Raw genomic sequence first — 17519 nt, forward strand, 5'->3', positions numbered from 1 at the left:
TCCCGTCGCGGCGACCGCCGTCGCATCCGAGTGTCCGAGGAGCCTCATGTCGAGTCGCGCAGTGAATCTCAGCGTCCTGTCGGTCGCCGCGATCGCGACCCTTGCAGGATGCGCGCAGACCCAGGACGGGCAGCCGGTGGCCGAACCGACCACCGCGACATCCCGCCAGGCGCCCACCGGCGGGTCCGTGGCGGCCACGACGGCAGACGAGAAACCGTGCGATCCGGCCGTCGACCTGGACGCCCCCGAGGTCTTCGCGGTGATCGAGCAGCTTCCCCCGCCGCAGCAGATCCCCGACGCGACGTGGCTGCGGGCGTACAACGGCAACTACAACCGCTGCAGCGACCTCAGCTACGCGCAGGTCGGCATCGTCGGAGCGACCGGGTCGTCACCGACCCACCTGCTGCTGTTCCACCGCGGCGAGTACGTCGGCACGGCCACGCCGTGCGCACTGAACCCGGCGGTCGTCGCCACGGCCTTCGACTCGCTCGACGTCGAATACAACTACCCGCGCGAGGGCGAGCCGAACGCGGCCGCCACCGGCTTCGCGGAGTTGACGTTCACGTGGTCGGGCGGCGAGGTCGTCACCGACGGGCGGTTGCCGGACGAATACCTGGAGTCGACGGGCTGCGACGCGATGCGGTGACGCCGCCGGACGTATCGATTGCCGCGGGCTCGGCGCGAATATCGGTACGATCACGGCAAGTTCGGGAATCCGCCCCCAGGGACCCCGGCGGAATCGACAAGGCGGACACGATGGCAGTCGCTCCCATCCCTGTGGACCAGCGCGTGATCGGTATCGATTCGCGGCGCTTCGCCTCGATCGAGAAGGCGCTCGTGGAGTTGATCACCAACAGCGACGACAGCTACTCCCGTCTGGGCAACGGCGGCGCTGCCGCCGCGGCCCGCATCGACATCGCCTACGAGCGCCACCAGTCGGGTGCGGTCCTGCAGGTCACCGACCACGCCGAAGGGATGCCGTTCGAGCAGGCCGCCCGCATCCTGGCGTACGGGGGCGCGCACAGCCCGCTCTCGCGCGGCGAAGGACACGGCCGCGGCTACTTCGGCCGCGGCCTCGAGCAGGCCGTCTTCGGGGTCGGCGTCGGGACGATCGAGACCGTCAGGGACGGCCGGCTCATCCGCATCGACCTGTTCCGCGGTGAGAACGGGGCTATCTGTACGACGACCACGGGGGCGACCGGCCTGCCACGGACGACGACCGGGAACGCCTCGGCATCGGCGGTAACGGCACCCGGGTGACCTTGGTCGTCGAGAACCCGCACGTGGTCATCTCCCGGTTCCAGACCGTGGTGCAGGCACTGTCCGACAACGTGTACCTGCAGGAGGTGCTGTCGCGGCGCACCGTGGAAGTGGTGCACGTCGCCGGACTGCGCGAGATCCAGCGCAGCGGCCGAGTGCTCTTCGACGAACCCCCGGCGGTCGTCCTGATCGGTCCCGAGGCGCCCGGCAGCTTCGCCTACGACGGCACCGAACACACCTTCACCCTCACCGTGAAGCGGGCCAAAGGCGTCGAGCTGACGATGTCGGGCGACGAGCGCACCAACGGTCTCCGTTCTACTACCGCCGGCCCGGCCACCCGTTCCACGTCACCCTGGAGGTCGACACCGAGCGCCTGCCCGGCGACGACCGGCTGACGATCTCGTACACGCTGCCCGACTCGCTGCGGATCGACCCACGGCCCACCGAGATCGCCGTGGAGCAGAAGACCGGTGCGCAGCGACTGGAATGGACCGTCGTCGGCGACACGCCCGGGGAGCGCGGCGAGATCATGGTGCGGTCCGGAGCGTTCTGGGCGTGGTGCGAGATCGTCGTCGCCGAGGACGCGCCGTCGCCACATCATGTCCCGCGGCTGCACCCGGCGCCGCCTCGTCCGGCGCAGCGCCACCGGGCGCCGCGGAACCACGGCGAGGACATGTTCGTCGGGTACGACCTGCGATATCTCGGGGACGACGCTGGACGTGCCGTGTACGACCCCGAGCACCGCACGATTCTCATCAATACCGGCGATCCCACCGTGCAGCTGTACCTCGACGGCCGGGGCCGGTTCCGGGACGCGGCGCGGCTGCTGCTGGCCGAGTTGTTCCTCGATGTGATCGCCGGCGAACTCGCACGACGATCCCTCGAGAACAGGGGCCTGCAGGACGACGTCCACGCCTACACTGCGACCAAGCAGAAGATCGTCCGCCGCTACGGCGCGCAGATCCACAAGTCGTTCAGCTGACCGGGATTCGGGGTGGTGCCGTGACGAACGCACGCGGGTCGGTGGGGAGTCCTTCGCCGGACGCGATGCTCGACGTTGCGTTCGCGGAGGCCCGGCTGGGTCTCGCCGAGGGCGGCATCCCGATCGGTGCGGCCCTGTTCGCCGCGGACGGGACGCTGCTCGGGCGCGGCCACAACCGGCGCGTGCAGGAGGACGATCCGTCGCTGCACGCCGAGATCGCCGCCTTCCGGGCGGCGGGCCGCCGACGCGACTACCGTTCGACGATCATGGTGACGACGTTGTCGCCGTGCTGGTACTGCAGTGGCCTGATCCGGCAGTTCGGGATCGGTGCGGTGGTGATCGGGGAGAGCGTCACCTTCACCGGCGGCCACGACTGGCTCGCCGAGCACGGCGTCGAGGTGACGGTCCTCGACGATCGACGCTGCATCGACATGATGGCCACGTTCGTCGCCGAGCACCCGGACCTGTGGCACGAGGACATCGGCGCCGCACCCTCCGGGTAGGGGCGCTCACCGGGCCGGCGGTGGGGGAGCGGCCGGCGCACAGCCCTCCGCCGTGATGCGGGCCAGTGCCGCGACGAAGTCGGTGGGGGTGCGGGACGCCGCGAGCGCGCGCCGCTGACGTCGCGCGCCGTTGCCCCGGCGCAGGATCCGCCGCACGGACGCGCGGGTGGACGTGAAGTCGCCGGTCTCCTCGAGGCCGGGTCGCACGTGTGCGAGCAGCGAACCCAGTAGCCGGGCGGCAGGAACGGGCCGTTGCGTCAGCGGATCCATCCCGTATCCGTCGATGCCCTCGTGGGCGGCACGCCAGCACGCGGCCTCGAGCCGCTCGGCCTCGAGCCGCGGTGCCGGGTCCCCGCGGTGGACCGCGGTGAGTGCGGTGGCCACGAGCCCACGGACGAGTGCGGCGGCCGTGACGGTTTCCTCGATCGTGGCGGGCACGTCGCAGACCCGGATCTCGAGGGTGGGCAGGTGCGGCGAGAGCCGGATGTCCCAGTAGACCATCGCGGGGTCGAGGAGGACCCCGGCGTCGAGCATCATGGCGACGACGTCGTCGTAGTGCCGAGCCGACCGGAAGAGCGGCGGCGGCCCGCCGCTGGCCCAGCGCCCCCACTGGATGTGACGCCAGCTCGCGTAGCCGGTGTCGGCGCCGGCCGTGACGGACGAGTTCGCCGTGAGCGCGAGCAGTGCCGGCAGCCACGGCCGCAGGTGGTTGCTGACCTGCACCGCCACCTCGCGATCGGGAACGCCGATGTGGACGTGGCAGCCGCAGATCACCTGGTCGGTGACCGCTCCGAAGTGCCGGGCCATCCGCCGGTACCGGGCGGCGTCGGTGAGCGCCCCCGGCGGGGTGGTGTCCAGCGGAGGTACGGCCGTCGCGAGCAGGCGGGATCCGGCGGCCGCGGCGGCTGCCGCTGCCACCCCGCGCGAGGCACGCAGTTCTTGCCGCAGCTCGTCGATCCGGGTGCAGACCGAGGTGGCGGTCTCGACTTGGCAGCGTGACAGTTCGAGCTGAAGGTCGAGCCCGGTGTCGCGGGCACCGGCCACGACGTCCGCGCTGTTCAGCCGGGGCCGGCCGGAGTCGGCGTCGACGAGCAGCAACTCCTCCTCGACTCCCATGGTCAGCACCCGGAGGTCGTCGCGGTCGGTTCCGGCACGTCGCGGCAGCGTGGACGTCATTGTCGCCTCCCACCGGGCCGGCCGAAACAGCTCGGCCGGACCGTGGCTCCAGCCTTGCACGTGACCCGGGCGGGCGGGAAGGAATCGGGAGCGGAATCAGGCGGCGCCGACGGAGTGGAGTCCACGTGCCCACTGCTGCAGTGGCCGGTCCCCGACGGTGATCGCGAGGGATTCGAGGGTGCGGATACGGTCGGTCAGCCGGCCCGCGAGGACGTGTTCGAGGGCGACGACGCTGCGCCTGTCCGCCGACGCGGCGATGGCGGCGATGCAGTCGCTCAGCCGCGCTGCACGGGACGACGACACGGTTGCAGACGAAGTGCGCGAATCCAGAATTCGCTCGAGGGCGTCGCATCGTTCGGAGACGTGACGGATGTCCGCCTCGATGTGCCGCTTCGCCCTCGGATGCGTGCTGTGCTCGTAGCGAACCTCGAGGATCTGCAATTGCGTGCGCACCAACTGGTGGACGGCCCGAACCTGGTCGTCCAGTGCGGTCGAATTCGTATTCATCGGGTTCCCTCGCAGAATTCGATGGTAATCCCCACACCGCGTCGAGCCGGCGCATATCGGAGAAACTCGACTTTTCCGACTCCGGTCGGTGAACCCGGATTTCCGGACCGGACAGGATTCGGACGGCGATGTCGAGAACGCACGACCGGCTCCGTCCCCGAATCGAATGCGACCACAATGGGTTGCACCAGCACCGAGGAGAACACGATGGCCAAGTACCTGCTGCTCAAGCACTACCGCGGCGCTCCGGCGGCGGTCAACGACGTGCCCATGGACCAGTGGACGCCCGAGGAGATCTCGGCGCACATGCAGTACATGCACGACTTCGCGGCCCGGCTCGAGGGGACCGGCGAATTCGTCGACGGTCAGGCACTCGCCCCGGAGGGAGTGTTCGTGCGGTACGACGGCGAGGGCCGGCCGCCCGTCACCGACGGCCCGTTCGCCGAGACCAAGGATCTCATTGCCGGCTGGATGGTGATCGACGTCGACAGCTACGAACGCGCCGTCGAGCTGGCCGGAGAGTTGTCGGCCGCCCCCGGCGCAGGGGGAAAGCCGATCCACGAGTGGCTCGAGCTGCGCCCCTTCCTGACGGCGCCGCCCACCGTCACGGAGTGACCGTCCGGTGAACGAACTCGAGCTCCGCACCCTCGTGCCCAGCGTGCTCGGGATCCTCGTCCGTCGCGGAGCAGACTTCGCGGCGGCCGAGGACGCCGTGCAGGACGCGCTGGTCGAGGCGATCCGCGTCTGGCCGGCCGACCCACCGCGGGACCCGAAGGGCTGGCTGATCGCCGTGGCCTGGCGCCGGTTCCTCGATGCCGTCCGCACGGACGGTGCCCGCCGACGTCGCGAGCAGCTCGTCTACGCGGAGCGGGGCCGGCCGAGTGACCGAGGCGCCGAGCCGGCACCCGTCCCCGCGGTGGACGACACCCTTCAGCTCTACTTCCTGTGTGCCCACCCGTCGTTGACGCCGTCGTCCGCGGTCGCCCTCACGTTGCGCGCCGTCGGCGGGCTGACCACCCGCCAGATCGCCCGCGCGTACCTGGTGCCCGAGGCGACCATGGCGCAGCGCATCAGCCGGGCCAAGCGCACCGTCGCCGGGGTGCGATTCGACCGGCCCGGCGACGTGGCCACCGTGCTGCGCGTGCTCTACCTCGTCTTCAACGAGGGCTACTCCGGCGACGTCGACCTCGCCGCCGAGGCCATCCGGCTCACCCGGCAGCTCGCCGGCGCGATCGACCATCCCGAGGTGGCGGGGCTGCTCGCTCTCATGCTGCTCCACCATGCCCGGCGTGCCGCCCGGACGGCACCCGACGGCAGCCTGGTACCGCTCGCCGAGCAGGACCGCACCCGATGGGACACCGAGTCGATCGCCGAGGGGGTCGAGATCCTGCAGGCGGCGCTCGCCCGCGACCGGCTGGGCGAATTCCAGGCGCAGGCCGCCATCGCGGCACTCCACGCCGATGCCCCGAGCGCCGAGGAGACCGACTGGGTGCAGATCGTCGAGTGGTACGACGAGCTCGTCCGGCTGACCGACAGCCCGGTCGTCCGGCTCAACCGGGCGGTGGCCGTCGGCGAGGCCGACGGGCCGCGCGCCGGCCTCGTCGCACTCGCGGCGCTGGACGACTCGCTGCCCCGCCACACCGCGGTGGCGGCGTATCTCCACGAGCGGGCCGGGGATCCGGCCACAGCGGCACTGCTGTACGCCGACGCAGCCCGCAAGGCTCCGAACCTCGCCGAACGGGACCACCTGACACGTCAGGCGGCCCGACTCAACGCCCGGGCGCGCCGCTGAAACGGCACTCGGCGGTGAGGCCGCTGCTGTACTCGAGTGAGTCGCGGGGGCGGGAGATGCTCACGCCGTGGCGGGACGAGCTCAGTCCTCGGGCAGGGGAGCCGACCACAGCACACGGGTGCCACCGGTGTCGACTGCGGTCGCGGTGAAGGTGCCCGAAGCTTCCTCCGCCCGGGAGGCCAGGTTGTGCAGTCCACTGCGCGCGACGGTGACCGGAAGACCGACGCCGTTGTCGGTGACGTCGAGGGTGAGATAGTCGTCGACCGACACGGTGACCGTGACGGTGTCCGCGCCGGAATGGTGCACCACATTGCTCATCGCCTCCCGCAGCACCGCCTCCGCATGATCGGCCAGGGAACCGGTGACCACGTTGAGCGGACCGGACATGCGCACCACGGTGCGCAGGCCGACCTCGGCGGTCTGTTCGGCGACGATGTCGTGCAGCGCCTGGCGCAGCTGGCGGCCGCCCTCCGCTCCCCCGTGCAGGTCGAAGATCGCGGTGCGCACGTCGGTGATGATGTTCTGCACGTCGTCGATCATGTCCGCCAGGCGCCCCTGAATCTCCGGCGAACGGGTGCGGGCGTGCGTGCTCTGCAGGTTCAAACCGTGGGCGAACAATCGCTGGATGACATGATCGTGCAGGTCCCGCGCGATGCGGTCCCGGTCGGCGAGCACGGTCAGGGAATTGAGCCGCCGTTGGTCGTCGGCCAGCTTCAGCGCGAGCGCCGCCTGATCGGTGAACGACGTGGCGAGGAAGAGCTGCCGGTCGTCGAAGGGTTCCCGATCCGCAGTGCGAATGACCGACAGCACCCCCGACACGGTGTCGGCCGAGGCGCGCAGGGGCAGCAGCAGCGCCGGTCCGTGCCGATCGCCGTCGCCGTCGAACTCCGTGACCTGGAGCGGCTGCCCGCCCCGGTACACGGATCCGGTGGCGGTGCCCTCCACCCGGATCCGCTTGCCCTCGAACGCCGTGGGGTCCGAACCGGCGTACGCGGTGACGACCAGGGTCGAGACCTCCTCCGGCGGCACATCCGGATCCTCGGGTTGGGCGATCTGGACGTGGTCCGCCTCCGCCAGCACCAGTGCGCGCCGGGCGATGAGGTCGAGCACGTCCTGCGGGTCGGTATCGGCCAGCAGTTCCGCACGGATCTCGCTCGTGGCCTCCTGCCAGCGCTGCCGCAGCCGGGCCTCCTCGAACAGGCGCGCATTGTCCACCGCGATGCCCGCGGCGGCCGCGAGGGCCTGCACGATCACCTCGTCGTCCTCGGTGAACGACTGACCGTTCGCCTTCTCGGTGAGGTAGAGGTTGCCGAAGACCTCCCCGTGCACCCGGACCGGGACACCCAGAAAGGTCCGCATCGGCGGATGGTGATCCGGGAAGCCGGACGAGGCCACGTGCTGGGCGAGGTTGTCGAGGCGGATCGGCTTCGGTTGCTCGATCAGCAGCCCGAGCAGGCCGTGACCGGTGGGGAGGTCGCCGATCAGCGCGCGAGTGTCCTCGTCGATGCCCTCGTACACGAAGTTCTGCAGTCCGTCGCCACGGCGATTGAGCACGCCCAAGGCGCCGTAACGGCAGTCCACGAGCTCGATGGCCGCGTGCACGATGCGCGCCAGCGTCGCCTCCAGCTCGAGGCCGGACGCGACTGTGAGCACGGCCTCGAGCAGCCCGTCGATCTGATCGCGCGCGACGACCACCTGGTCGATGCGGTCCTGGACCTCCGCGAGCAGCTCCCTCAGCCGCAGCTGCGAGAGCGTGCCCGCGAGCAACGGTTCCTCGTCGGCAGCCATCGCTCACCCCTTCGGTGGATCACGGGCCCCGGGCGCCCCCGCCCGGCTGCTTCCGAAGGCCCGGTTTCTCCCATTGTGCAGAGGGTAATCCGTGGAATGCCGCCGCCGCGGTGACTTGCGCCCCGACGGTGACGACTTTCGACCCTGCCGCTCGAGGTCACCGCGGGCCACTGTGGAGTCGGAGAATGTCTCGGTGGGAGGAGTAGGCCCAGGATGACCACGGGTCCGGACGCCCCGCTCGCGCCCGGTCGGTGCATGGCGCTGCTGCGCTCGGTGCCGACCGGCCGTCTGCTCTACACCGAGGGCGCACTGCCGGCGGTGCACCCGGTGACCTTTGTCGCGCCGAACGGCGAGATCATCGTTCCCACCGGGGACGACGGGTGGTTCGAGCGCTTCGACGGCGGGTTGCTCGCCTTCCACGCCGAGCAGCTCGAGGCGCCGGTCCGGACGGGATGGAGCGTGGTCGCGATCGGCCGCGCCCGGCTGGTACGGGGCACCGACGGCCTCCGCGGATTCGACGGCGCCCACGGTGTGCCGTGGGGCATCGGCACGGAGGATCCGCTGCTCGTCATCGACGTCGAGCACATCAGCGGACGTCGTGCCACGCTGCCGTGGTGGCCCGGCGCGTGCAGCTGATCACCCGGCGGCCGTGCACCCCTCGATCCGAGTCGATGTGAGTCCGCTCACCGTGCGGTACCGTGCTGTCCGGAGGATTGGAGGCTGCCGCATGCTCAAGGTCTTTCTCGTCGACGACCACGAGGTAGTCCGCCGTGGCATCGCGGATCTGCTCACCACCGATCCCGACCTGACGATCGCGGGGGAGGCGTCGTCGTACGGCGAGGCGCTCGTGCGGGTTCCGGCCGCGGAACCCGACGTGGCCGTGCTCGACGTCCGGCTCCCGGACGGCAACGGCATCGAGCTGTGCCGGGAACTGCTCTCGCAGATGCCGCAACTACGCTGCCTGATGCTGACCTCGTTCACCGACGAGCAGGCGATGCTCGATGCGATCCTTGCCGGCGCGAGCGGGTACGCGCTCAAGGACATCCGCGGAACCGAGCTGATCCAGGCCGTGCGGGACGTGGGCGCCGGCAAGTCCCTGCTCGACAGCCGCGCCGCGACCACGCTGATGGCGAAGCTGCGCGCCGACACCAGCACCAGCGACGGCCCCTACGCGAACCTGACCGAGCAGGAGCGGAACCTGCTCGCGCTGCTCGGCGAGGGGCTGACCAACCGTCAGATCGCCGAGCGGATGTTCCTGGCCGAGAAGACGGTGAAGAACTACGTGTCGCGGCTGCTGGCCAAGCTCGGCGTGGAGCGCCGCACCCAAGCTGCGGTACTGGCGACGAAGATTCCGCCGAGACGCCCCGGGGGGCGCTGAGCCCTCCGGGGCGGGCGTGACACGACGGCAGGACGAATCCATGGCGGAGGAGTGGTCCCGGTTCGAGCGGTTGAGTCCGCTCGACGTGGGCAACCTGCGCGTCGAGGACCATGGGGTGCCGATGCACGTGGCGGCGCTCGTCGTCGTGGACGGGACACCGCTGCGTGATGCGGCGGGACGTCTTCGGCTGGCGGAGATCCGCGAACATGTCGAGCGCCGCGCTCGCCGGGCACCGCGGCTGCGCCAGCGGTTGCACCGGCCGCCGCCGGGTGCCGGACCGCCGGTGTGGGTCGACGACTCCCGCTTCGACATCTCGTACCACGTGCGGACCCGTGCCCTGCCCGCCCCCGGCGACGAGGCGACCTTGTTGCGCACGTGCGCGGAACTGGACGAGCCCCGCCTCGACCGTTCGCGGCCACTGTGGGAGCTGTGGCTGCTCACCGATCGCGACGACGAGACGGTCGCGATGCTCCTGCGGCTGCACCACGTGGTCGCCGACGGCATCGCCGCCCTCGAACTGTTCGGCGCCCTCCTCGACACCGCTGCGGTCCCGCCCGACGAGGACACCCCTCCGGTGCCGGCCCCGGCACCTGTGCCCTCGGTGCGCGCGCTCGTCCGCGACAACCTGCGCCGCCGGAGCGCGGCCGCGCGGCGTCGGATCCGGGCGGTGCGGCCTGCGGCGGCGGCGCGACGGGGCGCGCTGCGGATGCGGCAGTTGCGCGAACTGGCGCGGCACGGCAAGGCCCCGCGGGTGCCGTTCGACGGTCCTGTGGGACCGCACCGCCGGCTGAGCCTGGTGCGCTGCGACCTCGCCGAGGTCCGTCGCGTCGCCCATGCGCACGGGGCGACGGTCAACGACGTCGTACTCGCCGCCGTCGCGGCCGGGCTGCGGCGGCTCCTCGAAACGCGCGGCATACACGACCCGGATCTGATCCTGACTGTGTCGGTCGCGGCGTCGTTGCGCACCACCGACGACCGGAGCCCGGGAAACCGGGTCGGGATCCTGCTCGTGCCGCTGCCGGTGGGACCCGGGCCGGTGGCCGCGCGGCTCGTGGCCGTCGCTCGCGAGACCGCCCGGCTCCGGCGGGAGCCGCCGCTGCAGCCCGGGGGCCGGCTGCTCCAGCGCTGGACGGTGTGGGTCATGCGGCGTCAACGGCTGGTCAATCTGTTCGTCAGCAATCTGGTCGGCCCGCCCGTGCCGCTCTACTTCGCCGGGGCCGGCATCCTCGAGATGTTCCAGATCGGCGTGGTGCAGGGCAATGTCGGCCTCGGCGTCGGAGTGCTGTCCTACGCGGGCCGGCTGAATATCGATCTGATTGCGGACGCGGTGCTCGTTCCCGACCTCGAGATCGTGGCAGCGGGATTCGCCGCTGCCGTCGACGAATTGTGTGCGGCGCCGTCTGCGCGCTTCGACCCGTGACGACCTGCGCGAATTGCGTCGCGACGTACTTTGCTGCCGCCGCCCGTATTGCTGGAATTTCGCGGTACGTCGTATCTGCCGGATTGTGTCTCGAATTGCAGACGTTCAAAGCCTCCGGTAACAATTGAGTCGGTGCACGACCCGCACCGCCGTGTACAGCATCAGAAATGGAGTTACCTAATGGACCTCGCTTTCCTCAGCGAATTCTTCGACGCCGTGTCGACCCTCTTCGACGCGCTCGACTTCTTCTCGGGCTCGGCTGAGGCCGCCGGCAGCTCCGAAGCTGCTGCATAAGCTCGACTCGACGAGCGGGCGGCCTGCGGCTGAAAAACCGCAGGCCGCCCGCTCGTGTGAATTCCCGTGGTCCCGCGAGTAAATACTTCGATTCGGAAAAGCACGAATTCGGTAAAGGAATCGCTGTCCTCGGCACCGGTAGGTCCGACGATTGCGTCCACTTCTCACCCGTCGTCACCCTCGGCCAGGGCCACCGGCCGCATGTACTCGGTGACGTACTCGCGCACCCACCAGGCGCCGGTCTCCCGGCGCTCACGCCGCGTGGTGTACCGGTAGTCGAAGTAACGTGCCCGCACCCAGCGAGGCGGCTCGTCGGGAAACGGGTTACGGCGTAGCAACGCCGTCACGTGCCTGTCGTTGGTCAGCAGCTTCTCGAGCAGTCGCCCGAACCAGGAGCGTGCGTAGTCGGGGGACAGCGCGGCAAACCACATCAACCAGTCCAGCCGTAGGTGGTACGGCGCGTACTGGCGGGGCCGGCGCTGCACGTCGCCGGGTTTGCCCTTGAACTCGTACTCGCGCCACACGGTGCCGGGACCGATCTGCCGATCCGCGGTGCCCTCGACGATCACCTCGTGCCGGTGCCGGGTGATGCTGCCGAACGCGCCGTAGGTGTTGACGAAGTGCCATCGGTTGAACGAGGCGTTCATCGCCTGCCGGTGCGAGAGCATGTTCCGCACCGGCAGATAGCTCAGCACCGCGACCGTCCCGGTCAGCGCGAGGACCGCTGCCACGAACACCGTCGGTGTCGGCCCGTACCCCGTGCCCGGCTCGAGCGGCAGCAGACGCTCCCACCAGCCGTCCGGGATCACCGACAGCGCCAGCACGATCGTCAGCCAGTTCAGCCACGAGAAGTTCCCGCTGATGACCAGCCACAGCTGGGTGACGATCATGATCGACGCCGCGATCCCCGCGATCGGTTGCGGCGCGAACAGGAAGAACGGCACCACCAGCTGGGTGACGTGGTTCCCGGCCACCTCGACCCGGTGCAGCGGCTTGGGCAGGTGATGGAAGTACCAGCTCAGCGGGCCGGGCATCGGCTGAGTCTCGTGGTGGTAGTACAGGCACGTCAGATCCCGCCAGCACCGGTCGCCGCGCATCTTGATCAGGCCCGCCCCGAACTCGAGCCGGAACAGCAGCCAGCGGAGCAGGATCAGGACGAGCAGTGGCGGGGCGGTGTCCGCGTTGCCGAGGAAGATCGCCAGGAATCCGGCCTCGAGCAGCAACGATTCCCAGCCGAACGAATACCAGACCTGACCGACGTTGACGATCGACAGGTACAGCAGCCACATCAGGAACCAGACGAGCATCGAGGCGATCAGCGGCAGCCGGTCCGTCACCCCGAGGGCCGTGGCGGCGGCCAGGACCGCGCCGAGCCCGGCGACCGCCGCGAACAGACGGTCCGAGTAGCGCAGGTGGAACACGCTCGGGGCACGGCCGAACGACGTCGCGCTCAGGAAGCGGGGGATCGGCGTCAGACCGGTGCTGCCGAGCAGCGCCCGGAACTGGTTGAGCGCCACGAGGAACGCGACGAGGTAGACCAGGGCGAGCGCACGCGTGCACAGCAACCGTCCCAGCGAGTACCCCCCGGCGTCGTACCATTCCACGGCAGCTCACCTCGTCCCGGCGCGGACCTCTCGAGCATGGCACGGACTCCGCATTCCGGGAACGGGATCGTCGCGGCGGCGATTCAGCGCAGCGCCGGTGGACTGTCCAGATCCTGCGCCGTGTAGGTGTCGCACGCCGCGATCTGCCCCGTGGTGTACCCGGCGAGGAACCACTTCTGCCGCTGTTCGGACGAGCCGTGCGTCCAGCCCTCGGGGTTGACCCGGCCGCCGGCGGAGGCCTGGATCCGATCGTCGCCGACGGCGGAGGCCGCCGACAGTGCGTCGCGGATGTCCTGATCGGTGAGCGGCTGCAGGAACGGCTCCCCGGTGTTCGGATCCGGCTGCTTGTCGGCGTGGTACGCCCAGGCGCCGGCGTAGCAGTCGGCCTGCAACTCGGTCCGGACCGCGCCGGAGTCGGCGCCGCGCGGATCGGCCTGCGCGCGGCCGAGGTCCCCGAGCTGATTCTGCAGATGGTGGCCCACCTCGTGCGCGACGACGTATTCCTGCGCGAGCGGGCCCGCGTTGGCGCCGAACCGGGTGACCAGATCCTGGAAGAAGCTGGTGTCGAAGTACGCGGTTCGGTCGGCCGGGCAGTAGAACGGCCCGACGTCGCTCGTGGCGTTGCCGCAGCCCGTCGCGACCGCGCCGGAGAACAGCACGACGTCGGGCCGGACGTACTCGACGCCGGTCTGCGGCCCGAGCTGCTGTTCCCACACCGCGTCGAGGCTGCCGACGGTGAACTGGACGCGGCAGTCGACGCTCGCATTGGCGTCCGCACCCGTCTCGCAGCCCTCGAGGGTGCCCGAGCCGTACTGTCCGGACTGCTCCGGGGCGCCGCTGCCGAGCAGGGAGCCGGGATCGCCCCCGAACAGCAGTGCCAGGATCAGCACCACCAGGCCGCCGGCCCCACCGCCGATCGCGATGCGCCCGCCGGGGCTGCCTCCGCCGCCGAGCCGGATCCGGCCGCCTTCCATCCGCGCGCCCTCGTTGAACGTCATCGCCGCCTTCGCTTCCTCGTCGCAGGGTGACCGACCGGTTCAGCTTGGCACGGCCGATCGGGTACGGGTGTCCTCGGCGGATGCGTGCCTTTCGTAGGATTGCAGCGACGACGTCCCTCGCCAATGTTGTTTCGAAAGGAATTCCGTGCTGCGCACCCATCTCGCCGGCTCGTTGCGAGCCGAGCACGCCGAGCAGACCGTCACCCTCACCGGCTGGGTGGCCCGGCGCCGCGACCACGGCGGGGTGATCTTCATCGACCTGCGCGACGCGTCGGGCGTGTCGCAGGTCGTCTTCCGCGAGGGCGACGTCCTCGAGCAGGCCCACCGTCTGCGCGCCGAGTACTGCATCAAGGTCGTCGGAGCCGTCGAGGTCCGCCCGGAGGGCAACCAGAACTTCGACATCCCCACCGGCGCCGTCGAGGTGAACGCGACGCAGCTCGAGGTGCTCAACGAGGCCGCACCGCTGCCGTTCCAGCTCGACGACCAGGTCGGTGAGGAAGCCCGCCTCAAGTACCGCTACCTGGACCTGCGACGCGAGGGCCCGGGCAAGGCGATCCGGCTCCGCAGCAAGGTCAACGCCGCCGCGCGGGCGGTGCTGGCCCACCACAGCTTCGTGGAGGTCGAGACTCCGACGCTGACGCGCTCCACCCCGGAGGGCGCACGCGACTTCGTGGTGCCGGCACGGCTGCAGCCCGGCAGCTTCTACGCGCTGCCGCAGTCGCCGCAGCTGTTCAAGCAGCTGCTGATGGCCGGCGGCATCGAGCGCTACTACCAGATCGCCCGCTGCTACCGGGACGAGGACTTCCGCGCCGACCGCCAGCCGGAGTTCACCCAGCTCGACATCGAGATGGCCTTCGTGGGCCAGGACGATGTGATCCTCCTCGCCGAGGAGATCCTGCACGCGCTGTGGCGTCTGATCGGCCACGAGCTGACCACACCGATCCCGCGGATGACCTACGCCGAGGCGATGCGCCGCTTCGGCTCGGACAAGCCCGACCTGCGTTTCGGCCTCGAGTTGGTCGAGTGCAAGGAGTTCTTCGAGGACACCACCTTCCGGGTGTTCCAGGCCGAGTACGTCGGTGCGGTCGTCATGCCCGGCGGTGCGAGCCAGCCGCGGCGCCAGCTCGACGCCTGGCAGGAGTGGGCCAAGCAGCGGGGTGCGAAGGGCCTGGCGTACGTGCTGGTCGGCGAGGACGGCGAACTGTCCGGACCGGTCGCGAAGAACCTCACCGACACCGAACGGGACGGTCTGGCCGCGCACGTCGGCGCCCAGCCGGGGGACTGCATCTTCTTCGCCGCCGGCCCCACCAAGCCCATGCGTGCGCTGCTCGGTGCCGCGCGCGGCGAGATCGCCCGCAAGCTCGATCTCATCGATCCCGACGACTGGAAGTTCGTGTGGGTCGTCGACGCCCCGCTGTTCGAGCCCGCCGCCGACGCCACCGCGTCCGGCGACGTGGCGCTCGGCACCTCCGCGTGGACTGCGGTGCACCACGCCTTCACCTCGCCGATGCCCGAGCACCTCGACACGTTCGACAGCGACCCCGGTTCGGCACTCGCCTACGCGTACGACATCGTGTGCAACGGCCACGAGATCGGCGGCGGCTCGATCCGTATCCACCGCATGGACATCCAGCAGCGCGTGTTCAAGGTGATGGGGATCTCCGAGGAGGACGCGAACGAGAAGTTCGGCTTCCTGCTCGAGGCGTTCAAGTACGGCGCGCCGCCGCACGGCGGCATCGCCTTCGGCTGGGACCGCATCACCGCCCTGCTCGCCGGTGCGGACTCGATCCGCGAAGTCATCGCGTTCCCGAAGTCCGGCGGTGGCGTCGATCCGCTGACCGACGCCCCGGCGCCCATCACTGCCGAACAGCGCAAGGACTCGGGCATCGACTTCAAGCCGGAGCCGAAGCCGGCCGGGAAGTAAGAGGACGGGACAGCAGTCCCGGTGGCGCCGACCGGGGATCCCCAGGTGGCGCCACCGGGGCGCCGGCCGTCACCGAACCCGGTGCACCGGGGCACGGGTCACGCGACCGGCATCCGTTCGTGCTGCCCACGCACGTTTCGGTCAAGATGCGGTTCGTGCACGAACTGATCGTCGCCCGAACCGGGTAGATTGTCAGGCGATGACTGCAACTTTGGCGGAGCCCATGTCGGAAGTGGTGGAGGCGGCGGAAAAGCTGCTGACCCGGCGTACCGGCGCACCCGTGACCTTGGCCGATCCGGTGGATCTCGGCGGCAGCGGCCGCTCGGTGGTCCTGCGCGTGCGGGTCGCGGCGAACCCGTTCTCCCTGCCGCGCACCCTGGTGCTCAAGCAGGTGCCGCCGCGCACGAACCGGCGGGTGGGATTCCGCGGTGCCGCCACCGACGACGAGGTCGCGTTCCTCCGGGAGGCGGTGTCGTACCAGTTCGCCACCGCCCTGGCCAAGGACGACCGGCCCGGCGCCGAACTGCTGGCGTACGACTTCGAATCCCGCCTGCTCGTGCTCAGCGATCTCGGCGACGCCACTCCGATCGCCACGCTGCTGCGCAGCGACGACACCGACACGGTCACCAACACCCTCATGGCGTTCGCCCAGGCCCTCGGCCGGATGCATGCCGCGACGGTCGGGCGCGAAGAGGACTTCGCCGCGCTGCTGCGCCGCGCCGAGGTGGCGCATTTCGCCGATGCGGTCGTCGAGCAGGCCACCGGCGCGCTGCGTGGGGTGCCCGACCGATTCGCCGTCGAGTTCGGGCTCGAGGTGCCGCAGAGCGTGATCGACCGCGCCGAGAGGTCCGCGAAGCTGTTCACCGCCGGCCGGTTCCGGGCGTTCAGTCCTTCGGACCTGTGCCCGGACAACATCGTCGTCGGAGACGAGGGCGTGCAGTTCCTCGACTACGAATGGGGCGGCTTCCGCGACGCCACCCTCGACATCGCCTATGCCCTCACCTCCTTCCCGGCCTGCCTGTGCAAGGCACCGCTCACCCTCGAGCGGGCCCGCGCGATGGCCGACGCGTGGCGTGCCGAGGTGGTGGGCATGTGGCCCTCGCTCGGCTTCGACGAGGTGCTCGCCGAGCGGTTGCTCGACGCACAGCTCGCGTGGGTGTGGTTGAGCACCTACCTGTTCGTTCCCGAGGACCCTGCCCGTGTCGCTGCGGTGCGGGACCACCATCTGTCCGTGCCGTGGCCGGACGCGCTGCGCAGCCGCTGGTCGCTGCTCGCCGACTTCGCCGGCGACACCGGACACGACGACGTCGCCGGGCATGCCCGGGACGTCCTCGACCGCCTCGAGCGGCGCGTCGGCGACTGACCGGGCCGCGCGCGGAGCGTCACGGCCCGGCGTGGTGCGTCACGGCGCGGTGCGCGCGCAAATCGCCTCGACGAACCGGCCCACCTCCGACTCCGGCAGATGTGTGGCCAGGTCGGCCTCGCTGATCATCCCGACCAGTCGATGCTCCTCGACCACCGGCAGCCTGCGGATCCGGTGTTCCTCCATCACCGTCAGGACCCGGCCGACGTCCGCGTCCGCGTCGACCACGTAGGGCTTGCCGTGGGCGAGCGCACCGGCCGTCATCGAACGCGGGTCGCCGCCCGCAGCCACGCACTCGAGCACGATGTCGCGGTCGGTGATGATGCCGTGGAGCCGATTGTCGTCGCCGCAGATCGGCAACGCGCCGATGTCCAGTTCCCGCATCCGCCGGGCCGCGGTCTCGAGGGTGTCGTGTTCACCGATGCAGACCGCGTCACGGTGCATGATGTCGCGTGCAGTGGTCATCACTGCCTCCTCCGTTGAAAACGGTTACTGCCCTTCCATTGTCACGCGCGGCGGCGGACGGTGAA

18 protein-coding genes are annotated in these 17519 nt (G+C 70.4%); 12 read left to right on the plus strand and 6 right to left on the minus strand.

The window, feature by feature from the left end; translation table 11 throughout:
- The first annotated feature begins 46 nt into the window (after positions 1-46).
- The 5 genes from ACM26Y_RS11805 (at position 47) to ACM26Y_RS11825 (ending at position 2745) form a co-directional block, all read left to right on the plus strand.
- Entirely contained in the window at positions 47-646 is a 600-nt protein-coding gene (locus ACM26Y_RS11805) for an LppP/LprE family lipoprotein (RefSeq protein ID WP_289379506.1), read from the plus strand.
- 110 nt (positions 647-756) lie between these two features.
- Complete coding sequence (locus ACM26Y_RS11810; protein ID WP_289379507.1) at positions 757-1260, plus strand: ATP-binding protein; 504 nt, start codon at positions 757-759, stop codon at positions 1258-1260.
- The gene (locus tag ACM26Y_RS11815) at positions 1257-1655 is read left to right on the plus strand and encodes a hypothetical protein (protein WP_416063500.1); all 399 of its coding nucleotides are present in this window, start codon (positions 1257-1259) and stop codon (positions 1653-1655) included. The genes ACM26Y_RS11810 and ACM26Y_RS11815 overlap by 4 nt, the downstream gene beginning before the upstream one ends.
- A gap of 59 nt (positions 1656-1714) precedes the next feature.
- Positions 1715-2242 (plus strand): hypothetical protein, encoded by a 528-nt coding sequence (locus tag ACM26Y_RS11820; RefSeq protein ID WP_416063501.1) that lies wholly within the window; start codon positions 1715-1717, stop codon positions 2240-2242.
- A gap of 65 nt (positions 2243-2307) precedes the next feature.
- The gene (locus tag ACM26Y_RS11825; RefSeq protein ID WP_289379518.1) at positions 2308-2745 is read left to right on the plus strand and encodes a nucleoside deaminase; all 438 of its coding nucleotides are present in this window, start codon (positions 2308-2310) and stop codon (positions 2743-2745) included.
- A gap of 6 nt (positions 2746-2751) precedes the next feature.
- Here the strand turns inward: ACM26Y_RS11825 and ACM26Y_RS11830 are convergent, their stop codons facing one another.
- Positions 2752-3921 carry a carboxylate-amine ligase gene (locus tag ACM26Y_RS11830; protein WP_416063502.1) on the minus strand — a complete coding sequence of 390 codons (1170 nt, stop codon included), beginning with the start codon at positions 3919-3921 and terminating at the stop codon, positions 2752-2754.
- A gap of 96 nt (positions 3922-4017) precedes the next feature.
- Entirely contained in the window at positions 4018-4428 is a 411-nt protein-coding gene (locus ACM26Y_RS11835) for a hypothetical protein (RefSeq protein WP_416063503.1), read from the minus strand.
- 207 nt (positions 4429-4635) lie between these two features.
- Between ACM26Y_RS11835 and ACM26Y_RS11840 the strand changes: the two genes are divergently transcribed.
- Both ACM26Y_RS11840 and ACM26Y_RS11845 read left to right on the plus strand, forming a co-directional pair.
- Positions 4636-5043, plus strand: a complete 408-nt coding sequence (locus tag ACM26Y_RS11840) for a YciI family protein (protein WP_289379512.1) — start codon at positions 4636-4638, stop codon at positions 5041-5043.
- Between the two features lie 7 nt (positions 5044-5050).
- Positions 5051-6220 carry an RNA polymerase sigma factor gene (locus ACM26Y_RS11845; RefSeq protein WP_416063504.1) on the plus strand — a complete coding sequence of 390 codons (1170 nt, stop codon included), beginning with the start codon at positions 5051-5053 and terminating at the stop codon, positions 6218-6220.
- 81 nt (positions 6221-6301) lie between these two features.
- On the opposite strand, the gene ACM26Y_RS11850 is transcribed toward ACM26Y_RS11845, so the two are convergent.
- Positions 6302-8008 (minus strand): GAF domain-containing protein, encoded by a 1707-nt coding sequence (locus ACM26Y_RS11850; protein WP_416063505.1) that lies wholly within the window; start codon positions 8006-8008, stop codon positions 6302-6304.
- Positions 8009-8221: 213 nt separating this feature from the next.
- On the opposite strand from ACM26Y_RS11850, the gene ACM26Y_RS11855 reads away from it, so the two are divergent.
- The 3 genes from ACM26Y_RS11855 (at position 8222) to ACM26Y_RS11865 (ending at position 10806) form a co-directional block, all read left to right on the plus strand.
- A complete protein-coding gene (locus tag ACM26Y_RS11855) occupies positions 8222-8644 on the plus strand; it encodes a pyridoxamine 5'-phosphate oxidase family protein (RefSeq protein WP_003935473.1) in 423 nt (140 codons plus the stop codon).
- Positions 8645-8735: 91 nt separating this feature from the next.
- Positions 8736-9386, plus strand: coding sequence for a response regulator (locus tag ACM26Y_RS11860; RefSeq protein WP_416063506.1), 651 nt, complete (start codon positions 8736-8738; stop codon positions 9384-9386).
- Positions 9387-9402: 16 nt separating this feature from the next.
- Positions 9403-10806 (plus strand): wax ester/triacylglycerol synthase family O-acyltransferase, encoded by a 1404-nt coding sequence (locus ACM26Y_RS11865; protein WP_416063507.1) that lies wholly within the window; start codon positions 9403-9405, stop codon positions 10804-10806.
- A 458-nt stretch (positions 10807-11264) separates the two neighbouring features.
- Here the strand turns inward: ACM26Y_RS11865 and ACM26Y_RS11870 are convergent, their stop codons facing one another.
- Positions 11265-12704, minus strand: a complete 1440-nt coding sequence (locus tag ACM26Y_RS11870) for a lipase maturation factor family protein (protein WP_416063508.1) — start codon at positions 12702-12704, stop codon at positions 11265-11267.
- A gap of 83 nt (positions 12705-12787) precedes the next feature.
- Positions 12788-13702 carry a neutral zinc metallopeptidase gene (locus ACM26Y_RS11875; protein ID WP_416063509.1) on the minus strand — a complete coding sequence of 305 codons (915 nt, stop codon included), beginning with the start codon at positions 13700-13702 and terminating at the stop codon, positions 12788-12790.
- Between the two features lie 145 nt (positions 13703-13847).
- On the opposite strand from ACM26Y_RS11875, the gene aspS reads away from it, so the two are divergent.
- Together aspS and ACM26Y_RS11885 are read left to right on the plus strand one after the other, a co-directional pair.
- A complete protein-coding gene (gene aspS / locus ACM26Y_RS11880) occupies positions 13848-15626 on the plus strand; it encodes an aspartate--tRNA ligase (RefSeq protein ID WP_416063510.1) in 1779 nt (592 codons plus the stop codon).
- A gap of 223 nt (positions 15627-15849) precedes the next feature.
- The gene (locus ACM26Y_RS11885) at positions 15850-16989 is read left to right on the plus strand and encodes a hypothetical protein (RefSeq protein WP_003935467.1); all 1140 of its coding nucleotides are present in this window, start codon (positions 15850-15852) and stop codon (positions 16987-16989) included.
- 39 nt (positions 16990-17028) lie between these two features.
- On the opposite strand, the gene ACM26Y_RS11890 is transcribed toward ACM26Y_RS11885, so the two are convergent.
- Positions 17029-17454 (minus strand): CBS domain-containing protein, encoded by a 426-nt coding sequence (locus ACM26Y_RS11890; RefSeq protein ID WP_003935466.1) that lies wholly within the window; start codon positions 17452-17454, stop codon positions 17029-17031.
- Positions 17455-17519 lie beyond the last annotated feature (65 nt).

Source organism: Rhodococcus indonesiensis (assembly GCF_047782815.1).
Lineage (GTDB): Bacteria > Actinomycetota > Actinomycetes > Mycobacteriales > Mycobacteriaceae > Rhodococcus > Rhodococcus indonesiensis.